The sequence below is a fragment of the Plectonema radiosum NIES-515 genome (assembly GCF_025753815.1).
GTDB classification, from domain to species: Bacteria; Cyanobacteriota; Cyanobacteriia; order Cyanobacteriales; family Nostocaceae; genus Hassallia; species Hassallia radiosum_A.
Genome location: NZ_JAOWRF010000285.1, coordinates 1 through 9989, shown reverse-complemented (window position 1 = coordinate 9989; position 9989 = coordinate 1). Strand labels below are relative to the sequence as shown.

Genomic DNA, 9989 nt, shown 5'->3' with positions numbered 1-9989 from the left:
TCCGGAAATAGCCGCTTTTTTATCTCTTCCCTTTCAATAGCAAGTTGCACAGGAATGTTACTTAGTAATGTGCAGTATTCCAAACTGACCACCTACTGTTGACAATTTAGTAGAAAAGGTTAAATAAAAAAAAGGGCGGATTGTCTTCAAGTATGAGAAAGAAGTTCGCTTACTTTCCGCCCTTGTCGCAAAGTGTCCGCAGACAAGAAGTAATTTTCTATTTTCTCTTGTTTCTGTGCTTATTCTTTCTTTATTTTTGTATTTTTAGCTGCGGTAGCTACCATGACTGTTATTTTTTCAGCTTCATTGCCAAAATCGTTAGTGGAGTTTGTGCATGTACCTGATAACTAGTATCAGCATTAGTTTGATCGGGGACGCGAACTTGTAAAAAGAAATTAAGGGAAAATGTAATTGTGACCGCTAGCAATAATTTTTCAAACATGATTTTTCTCTCACCCACACCATTAATGATTGATTGCTATAGTTCCAGAGTTCCTGAAAACCAGGTTTTTCACGAAAGTTTTTCTGCTGGAATATCTGACATAGACCTAGTTTGCCCACTGATGTTGGGATATTCATAAGGAAACGGATAATTATTTGTGAATTTTTCATAACTGTTCAGAAAGCAGAAAGAATAAATGCGATGACGATGGGAAGAAATGAATCTGTAGCTCGTATATTCATGTGGCTCTGTTTTGGCACAGCAATTTTATCTCTGGCTGTGCATTGGGGCATGATTGCAGGAGAAGGGCAATTTGAGCAGTCAGACTCGGCTTTGTTGCGGCGAGATGCGACAATGGCTTCATCGACAGCGAGTGCGTCTACGTTGTCTTCAATGCCTGTTGCTAACTCGGCAAAAGTGGAAAAAAATTTAACTAGGGAAGCACACTTAACAAAAAATAATCGGCTGGTGGTAGACCAAGGAAAAAAGCCAAAGTTATTTTTAGCGCAAATCGTTAAACCAAAATCAGCCAATAGCGTGGCTAGCAAATCGCAAGTGGTGGTAGATTTAAGCGATCGCCGCGCTTATGTTTATGCTAGAGATGAAGTGATAGCCAGCTACCCAATTGCTGTTGGTAAAAAGGGTTGGGAAACACCCACAGGTTCTTTCCAAATAATGCATATGCAACACTATCCTGCATGGCGTCACCCGATTACAGGCAAAGTGTTTGCGGCAGGTACTGATAGTCCTTTGGGAGATAGATGGATTGGTTTTTGGTCAGATGGACGCAATCAAATTGGTTTTCACGGCACACCAGATGTTGAGGTGATAGGAACTGCTATATCTCATGGCTGTTTAAGAATGCGTAATCCTGATGTGCGAATGCTGTACAAGCAGGTGGGTTTGGGGACAACTGTGATAGTACGGCAATAAAGTTAGAAGTTATGAGCTGCATAGTCAAGAGTCAACAGTCAATGGACTGTTAAATCTTGACTATTGACTGAAGGAAGGATAAAGGATGAAAAATAAAATTAGGGTGCAGTAGCCCTAAATTTATTTATGAGGTTCTTACTTTATCCTTCTGCTGCAAAGGCAAAGCTGGGCTAACATACTTTAGCTGACTATTATTTTTGTTCAAAGTTAGGCGCACATGTCTGAAGTAAAGTACTGACTTGTTGCAGAATGTCATTACCAGTATTTTTGCTTATAGCTTGCCGGTCTGGGAAGAAATTCGGTCGATCTAAATAACGGGAAATCGCCTCATCTATTTGCTGTGCGATTAATTGCTGAAGTTCTGCGTGGGCACGTTTGCGCTGATAGCTAGCACCTTCTTCTGTGGTTGCATACAGGGGAGGAAGACGGTTGAGGGCATAAGCGGCAATATCTCCGACTTCAAGAGAAGTTTCGCTAGTAGCTTCAATTTCTGCTATTCTGGCGATCGCCTCAGTCAATACCAATTCTTCCATAACATTAATGAATTCTTTGCGAGGTACCGCCTCTACCTCACCAGTCAATAGCGCTCCCATTAGCCTATCTAGTGCCATGTACTCTTCAATTGAAAGTTCACTGGCGTTATCACAGATTCGTCCGACTTCGGCTTCCATTGCTGGTGTAAGATAACCATCCTGGAGAGACTGTTCTACAATTTTTTCGATACTACTCATAAGGTTCATTATTTTTACGCCACCAGGCAAGGTAGGGACGGGTAGCAAATCAATCAATTTTATTTTGCCTAATTGTTGGCAAAATGCAAACAAATTGCATAAATATATTACGTAAAGACATCGGCGATCGCTTTTCTTGGTGCGTCTTACCGCCAAGAAGCGGTCAAACGGGCGATCGCCTCAAGGGCTATTCAACTCCAGGAGTTCGCCAGGGTGTTGGGTCAACAGATTGTCCGTTGACATATAATCCCCAGTGTAAATGTGGACCTGTGGCAGCGCCTGTCGAACCCACTGCGCCAATGACTTGACCTGCTTGCACCATATCGCCTTCTTTAACATTGATTCGACTCAGGTGCATAAAAATGCTGGTGACTCCTTGACCGTGGTCAATCCCGACTACGTTACCGTGAATCCGGAAACCTTGGGATACTCTACCAACTAAAGCCACTCGTCCAGCGGCTGGGGCAACGACGGGCGAACCCTCTGCACCAGCGTAGTCAACACCACGATGGTAATAGTCCTTTGCAAATTTACCATTATAGTAGCGACGTACACCATAAATGGTGGAAACTCTTCCGCCATTCGGCTTGACAAAAGCACCATTCCAATATTTTTCTGGTGTTATTAATGCTTTAAAAGCCGCTACTCGCTTGAGTTCGTATTCTGTGGCATCCACTCCGGCTTTTCCAGATGGTAAATTAATTCGTTGTACGGGAAATGTGCGATCGCTCACTTGCACAGATAAGCTTTCTTCCTGACCATCCCCCGAAACCCGGAGTGTTCTATTTCCTGCCCTTTCTAATGGTGTTGTCGGCACAAAAGCGCGATACTGATTGGGGGCAATTTCAAATGCTGGGTAAGTTTTTTCTCCATTAGTTACCGTGGGATTACTACCATTCCCCGCATTCTCAAGATTAATTATTACCGATAGGGTATCCCCTAAATCGGGTTTGCTCGGTGTAACTTTTACTTGTAAAGCATCTACTGGCAATGCTAAGGCAACGGGGAGGGCAGCAAACATCCCCATGAATAAACTGGCTCGACGATAAGGTTTTAAGCCTTTGAGGACATAACAGAGCAACTTATTTTGATAATTACTGGGGCGCTCGTCGATTGTCATATTACACAAAAAATATTAAGCTTTCTGTTGAAGAACAGACTAGCCTATTATCAGTTGTGTTTCCTAACTCAAGCAAATATTTTTGCCTAAGTTAGGTTGGTAAAATTAAATATAAAGGACGGACGGGTTGGGTAATACACATAAAAGAAGCGCAAAAGATGTAGAGACGTAGCAGTGCTACGTCTCTTGGGGTTCTGGGTAACGCATAATTAATTTCCACAAAGACCTCACGCCCGGGAAGGGTAGGGCTATACTAACAAAAACAGAGCTTACCTAGGTGGGATAATTTGGGTTATTTTGATGGAGAAGTGGGATTATATGTAGTGCGATCGCCAATATACTGGCTTTGTTTGCGATGAATCATGAACAAATTTATCACCGGGGGGAATTTCTTCCCCAAAACTAGAAAGTTGCTATGTTTAAGTTTGGCAACTACTGTGATTGTAATCACGCAAATATACACAGCCCAGGCTTTAGCAATTCCCAATGGCTTCAAGCTGATGATGCAGGAAACTGGCTTAGAAGTCTACAAAAAAGACTATTCAAATGGAAATTCAGATTATGTTACCGTTGTCAACTTAGAAAAGGGGACTATACGCAATTTAACAGGTACAGCTGGGGGTATACCTAATGCGATGGTGAAGAGAAAATTGCCCTCTGAATTTTGGCAAGATGCTGTTAAACAAAATACATCAACGCGAAAGGTAATAGTTGTTGTCAATGCTTCCTTTTTTTCTACAAATGACGATCCAACGGGTATTGCGTTCGGCTTGAAGCTTGGTGGTAGTACGATTAGTTACGGTTATGCGATCGCTAAAGAATACCCCGGACAGATTCGCACGTTTTCTTTCAACCCCGACCAAGGAATTGCTGATATTCAAAGTTATGGGAAAGTGACTTTCGATTCAATGCCGGAGGTAGTAGGTGCGCTTGATGCGGTTGCGAATAAGTCTGCTTTCAGTTATTTACCAAGAACCTTTGTTGGGGTGCGGGATCAGGACGACAATGGTACAAAAGAAACTGTAATTTTTTATTCGAGTAGTTATGCGCGTCAGATTGATGCATCTAATATTCTTAGCAGGTTTGGTGCAAGTGCAATAGCGATGCTTGACGGTGGTGGGAGCACATTTTTAATAGTAAATGGAAAATCTTTGATTTCAACAACGCGCAAAGTACCGCACGCGATCGCAGTTTATGCTGGGGACTAGGGATTAGGGACGCTTGGACTGGGGAAGAAAGATTTGTGTTCTTTTATCTATTTTTAATTATTAGCGAGGTGCTTATAAAGCGACAGTTTACAGCCACTTTCAAGATAAACAAGGATTATTTAAAGGCTTAGTAGAGCAACTTCCAAAAAAGCTATTTGAGTCAATTTTGGGCACGAAATATCTTGAGGGAGAGCTAAATTTTGTCTTGCGGGAGTTATTAACAAAAGCCTTGAATCAAATGCTTAAAGAGAAATAATTTCAAGCATTTCAGCGAATGTTGATTGGGTAGTCAGCACGGTTTACGGAATTATCTCAAGTTTTTCTGAGCATTGCTAAACCTGGGATCGAGATTATTGCTTCTTATCTGGGTTATCGTCGAGAACTTAATATTCCCGATCCAGAAGCGATGGTATGGATTTTGATGGAATCGCTAGTAGACCTCTCCGGAAAAGAATGTAGAGACGCGATACCCAAGCGTCTCTACAAGGGTTTTGGGTAACGCATCGTTCATTTTCGGAGATGTCTAGTGCATTTAATGATATCTCAGTAAAGTATCCATTGCAAGGATATTATACTGATGCAAAGCGATCGCTTGATTAATGTTTTGATACACTTCGTCGTCAAATGCTGAGGGGGCGATGATAAAGCTTGAAATACCTGATTAGTAAACAGTGTAGCAATCTGTGGTAGAAAAAGATAGATGTATTTTCAAGTCGAAGAAAAAAAATACAGCGATTGGTGCAAGCAACTGTAAACCGATAGCTTTTGATGTAAATACCAGGGCAATGTATCAGGCAGCTTACCGAAGGGAGGGGTTCATGGGTTCATGAAAAAAGGGGAAATGTTGAATTAGATACGCAGAAATTTTTATATGATTCTTTTCCCCAATAAGGCTTTAAAGCCCCCTATGCGTAAGTGGTTTTATTTTGGGGGGGAGGTCACAATCCCCAAACATATTCTTTCCCATGAACCCATGAACCCGTAATGAGTGAAGATTTTTACTCTTCTAATAATAATGTTTGGTTAGTAGATAATGTACCACCTTAGTATATACAAAAGGTCAAAATACTTTAGTTTTCTTAACACTTATTAGTTATCTCTTACGATAGAAGAATAAGTTAATCAGAATTGATAAGGTAATAGTAAGATTCTTGATGGACTAGAAAATGAACATTATTGCTTGGATTATTCTCGGTCTTATAGCCGGAGCGATCGCTAAAGCTATTTACCCCGGTCGTCAAGGCGGTGGTATTCTCACAACAATGATTTTAGGTATAATCGGCGCTTTTGTTGGGGGAACCATAGTTACTGTCTTACAAACGGGAACACTACAATTTTCTGCCGCTACTCTCAGTATTCCTGGTCTAATTGTTGCCGTAATTGGTGCTATGATTGCTATTTTCCTTTGGGGATTAATTGCTGGGCGTACCAGTGCCTAATTAAATGCCAATAACAATTGTGGTTAGAGCCAATTTCTTAGGAACTGACCTCTCAATATTTCAAGTATATAGCTAAATACTCCACTTACTTAACGCAAGTGGAGTATTTAGCTATATATCCGGGTAAAAATTAATCGCGATTGTTTTGCGTAAGCGCTAAATTGGCATCTTAGGCGTTATTTAGCTTATCTGCCATTAAATATGTATACCACACTCTGTCTTACCCATACCCCGCCAGCGTCCTGCCCGTTCGTCTTCGCCTTCGCCTACTTTGGTGGTGATGGGTTCGTCCCCGATGCTCGGATAACCTTGGTCGTGTAGAGGGTTGTAGATAACGCCATGTTCAGCAACGTAAGCCCAGCTGTCTTTGCGCGTCCATGCAGCCAAGGGATTAATTTTCAGGCGTACCTGGTTATCTAATTCAAATACAGGCATATTAGCACGAGTTACGGCTTGGTCACGACGACGACCTGTAATCCAAGCAACTGTGTTTAGTTCGTCTAAACCACGTTGCAATGGTTCTATTTTTGTTACATGATGAAATTGAGTAATATCTTGATCCCAAAGTGCTTCGCCGTATTTAGCTGCAAAGGCTTCGCGAGTATTGACATCAGGAGCTTTGTAAGTTTTCAGATCGAGATTGTATAGTTCTTTGGCTTTAGCAACTAGTTCTAAAGTTTCGGTAAAGTGGTACAATGTGTCAAGAAATATTACGTAGACTGGGTACTTAAGCTCACTATAAAGAATATGAGTGATTACCAAGTCATCCACGTTAAAGGCACTGGTTTGTACGAGTCCAGTTGGGATGTTCTCTTGTGACCATGCCAAAATATCTTTCGGATGCGCGGTTTCAAACTGCTTGTTTAGTTGCTCTAAGTCAAAATTGCCAATTTGGCTTGTAAATTCCCTAGAAGCGGTTGTCATAATTTTTTAGTTGAATTGTTTCTACCTTGCTTAAGATTTATTTTACATTATCAAGGCACGTTTCCCGGTAGGTAATAAGGTATTTACAAGATTCGGAAATCACTACCCAAAAAAAGTGGGGGGACAAGGCAGACAAGGGAAGGAAACAGCGAGTGCGTATTTTCCCCCCTTTGTTCGTGGAGCGTATGGGCAAGGAGAGGAAATGTGTCCGTGGGCAAAGCAAATAATTCTTTTTTCCAAATGCCCATTTCTTAGCAAAGACTATTGCATTTACTAAGAAAGTTTACAGTCCTTTAAGTTTTACTCTCATTTAATTGATATATGTATCTATACTGATATCTTGATAAAATCGTCAAAAATAAAAAAATCTACTAATTATGAACCATTCAAAATCTTCCAATCCATTGAAAGAGTCTTTATTGATGGGCGTTTTAGTTATGCTGACCAGCGCTAGTGTTATCACCATCATGAATATGTTCTAAGCTAAAGACTGTAAAGTTTCGTAAAATTAACCTAACAAAGCTCTGCTCTTTCATGAGTAGAGCTTTTATATTTATTAACAATTTTAATTTTTGCGGGTGTACGAGAGGCGATAAGGAACAAATATATCTGTTAAGTCATGAGTAATACTGTCGCTTAAGTTTTTAACTTCATGTATTGCAACGTAACTAAGATGCATTCATACTTAAGTGTGTAAACAAGATAAAACTTGCGATCGCACTGTTCGATGTACTCGACAATTTTTCCCAAAAGATATTTATTCACCGCTGTCGCTGTATTTACGTACTTGCTGTTAGCGCTTGTGGGTTACGTTGAAAAACCGGAACACGTAATACATCTTTGTTATCTGCAAGTAGTTGTAAGGCTTACAATGCATCTGTAAGCCGAAACTCAAAATAAAAGCCAGAAAATTGGCAGAACCGCAAATTAAAGATGAACGCTACACAACAACAACTCAAAGTAAAATTTCAACAAGCGATGGGAGCCGCTTTTGGCGGAGAATACGCTGAAAATGACCCAATTTTGGTATCTACAACCAATCCTAAATTTGGTGATTATCAAGCGAATGTATCTTTATCCCTAGGGAAAAAGTTAGGACAACAGCCAAGAGCGATCGCACTCGCTATCCTTGACAAATTGGATGTAAGCGATATGTGCGAACCTCCAGAAATTGCCGGTCCTGGCTTTATCAATCTCAAACTGAAACTAGCATACCTAGAAGCACAACTAAACGGGATTCAGACCGATCCTCGTTTGGGGATAGCACCCACTAAAAATCCAAAGCGCGTAATTGTGGATTATCCCAGTCCGAACATAGCCAAAGAAATGCATGTAGGACATTTGCGTCCAGCAGTGATTGGAGATTGTATTTCCCGAATTTTAGAATTTGTTGGTGATGAGGTACTGCGTGTTAGTCATGTAGGAGACTGGGGAACACCGTTTGGGATGCTTATAGCCTACTTGCAAACTGAATATCCAGAAGCACTGACAACTGATGAGACACTAGATTTAGGAGATTTGTCTTCATTTTACCGTCAGGCAAAAAAACGGTTTGATCGTGATGAAGAGTTTAAAGAAGCAGCTAGACAGGCTGTTGTAGAGTTACAAGCAGGTGATGAAGAAACTCTGTTAGCATGGAAAATTGTCTGTCAACTATCTAGTAGAGCATACCAAGTAATTTACAATTTAATGGGGATTGCTCCGTTTATTGAGCGCGGTGAATCTTTCTATAATGGGTTCTTACCTGAAGTAGTAGAAGAGTTGGATAAACTGGGGCTGTTAGTAGAAAATCAAGGAGCCAAATGCGTTTTTCTCGAAGGTTTTACAAATAGGGATGGTGAACCTCTACCTTTAATTGTGCAAAAGTCTGATGGGGGTTATAATTACTCAGCTACGGATTTAGCTGCAATTCGTTATCGGGTTAAGGTAGATAAAGCTCAATGGGTGATTTATCCCGTTGGTGCAGAACAGATTAATCATTTTGCCCAGATATTTCAAGTGGGACGGCGAGCTGGTTGGATTACAGATAATATAAAGTTTGTTCACGCACCCTTTGGTTTAGTCTTGGGTGAAGATGGTCAGAAGTTGAAAACTCGGTCTGGGGATGCGGTACGATTGCAGGATTTGTTAGATGATGCGATCGCTAAAGTCCGTACTGACCTAGAAAGAAGATTACAACAAGAAGAGCGCGAAGAAACTGAAGAATTCATCAACAAAGTTGCTCAGGTAGTTGGTATCAGTGCGGTTAAATATGCTGACCTGAGTCAAAACCGCACCAGCAGCTACATCTTTAGTTATGATAAAATGCTGGCTCTCCAAGGGAATACGGCACCTTATATGTTGTATGCTTATGCGCGGATTCAGGGAATTAGCCGCAAGGGTGACATTAACTTTGAGCAGTTAGGAGACAATGCGAAAGTCCTATTGCAGCATGAAACAGAAATAACCTTAGCAAAACATATATTACAGTTGGATGAAGTTATTAGTGCGATCGAGCTAGATTTGCTACCCAATCGTCTGTGTGAGTATTTGTTTCAACTAAGCCAGAAGTTTAATCTGTTTTACGATCGCGATCGTGGTGTTAGAGTGTTGGATGCAGAAGAACCGTTGCGGACATCTAGGTTAGTGCTATGCGATTTAACTGCTAAAACCCTGAAACTGGGACTTTGCTTGTTGGGAATTGAGGTATTGGAAAGGATGTAGATATTCCAATGGCTCTAAAATAAATAGAGAAAATTGAAGTAATTTTCAGAAGGCACTTATGCACCCACGCTTAAAAACGTGGGATTCAACAAGGACGCTTTATACATCACGGCAAACAGTCTCGGTATCATTCTTGTTTTCAAGTGGGCTTTATACCACAGATTAAGTTTTATATTAATACTTCTTACATAGGTGGGAAAGTGGGTTATGTAGCGATCGCAAGCCGACCAACCTATTTTACAAAGAAAGGCAATTCTAACCCAGGTGATAAAGTCAACTCTTTGGGTTTTTGTCTTGGGTCCGCAGGACTCCAGACAAAAGCATCCACCCTCAGACAAAGCGCTTGATAGCCAGCAATATAGGCGAATTTTTGAACATTGTCAAATTGAAAAATTCCTGATGAAGAGGGGGAACATGGTGAATTTAGATATTTTGCTCAAGAATAAAATCCAGGCAGAACTTGGAAAGATTAGGAATGGGTGGAGTCAT

9 protein-coding genes are annotated in these 9989 nt (G+C 40.8%); 5 read left to right on the top strand and 4 right to left on the bottom strand.

The window, feature by feature from the left end; translation table 11 throughout:
• Nucleotides 1-289: 289 nt before the first annotated feature.
• Nucleotides 290-442, bottom strand: coding sequence for a QAALIT motif small membrane protein (locus OGM63_RS20105; protein WP_263747430.1), 153 nt, complete (start codon nucleotides 440-442; stop codon nucleotides 290-292).
• 207 nt (nucleotides 443-649) lie between these two features.
• Between OGM63_RS20105 and OGM63_RS20100 the strand changes: the two genes are divergently transcribed.
• Entirely contained in the window at nucleotides 650-1375 is a 726-nt protein-coding gene (locus OGM63_RS20100; protein WP_263747429.1) for a L,D-transpeptidase, read from the top strand.
• Nucleotides 1376-1566: 191 nt separating this feature from the next.
• Here OGM63_RS20100 and OGM63_RS20095 read toward each other — a convergent pair whose 3' ends face one another.
• Entirely contained in the window at nucleotides 1567-2115 is a 549-nt protein-coding gene (locus tag OGM63_RS20095; RefSeq protein ID WP_318528509.1) for a late competence development ComFB family protein, read from the bottom strand.
• Nucleotides 2116-2293: 178 nt separating this feature from the next.
• On the bottom strand, nucleotides 2294-3133 hold the full coding sequence (locus OGM63_RS20090) for a M23 family metallopeptidase (protein WP_263747431.1): 840 nt from the start codon (nucleotides 3131-3133) through the stop codon (nucleotides 2294-2296).
• A gap of 455 nt (nucleotides 3134-3588) precedes the next feature.
• Here OGM63_RS20090 and OGM63_RS20085 point away from each other — a divergent pair, with 455 nt between their 5' ends.
• On the top strand, nucleotides 3589-4434 hold the full coding sequence (locus tag OGM63_RS20085; RefSeq protein WP_263747427.1) for a phosphodiester glycosidase family protein: 846 nt from the start codon (nucleotides 3589-3591) through the stop codon (nucleotides 4432-4434).
• A 1166-nt stretch (nucleotides 4435-5600) separates the two neighbouring features.
• The gene (locus OGM63_RS20080; RefSeq protein WP_029633482.1) at nucleotides 5601-5873 is read left to right on the top strand and encodes a GlsB/YeaQ/YmgE family stress response membrane protein; all 273 of its coding nucleotides are present in this window, start codon (nucleotides 5601-5603) and stop codon (nucleotides 5871-5873) included.
• A gap of 195 nt (nucleotides 5874-6068) precedes the next feature.
• Here OGM63_RS20080 and cysH read toward each other — a convergent pair whose 3' ends face one another.
• Nucleotides 6069-6797 carry a phosphoadenosine phosphosulfate reductase gene (gene cysH, locus OGM63_RS20075; RefSeq protein ID WP_263747426.1) on the bottom strand — a complete coding sequence of 243 codons (729 nt, stop codon included), beginning with the start codon at nucleotides 6795-6797 and terminating at the stop codon, nucleotides 6069-6071.
• Between the two features lie 933 nt (nucleotides 6798-7730).
• Between cysH and argS the strand changes: the two genes are divergently transcribed.
• Nucleotides 7731-9500, top strand: a complete 1770-nt coding sequence (argS, locus tag OGM63_RS20070) for an arginine--tRNA ligase (protein ID WP_263747425.1) — start codon at nucleotides 7731-7733, stop codon at nucleotides 9498-9500.
• 264 nt (nucleotides 9501-9764) lie between these two features.
• On the top strand, nucleotides 9765-9989 hold a 225-nt coding region (locus tag OGM63_RS20065; protein ID WP_263747424.1), incomplete at its 3' end, for a hypothetical protein.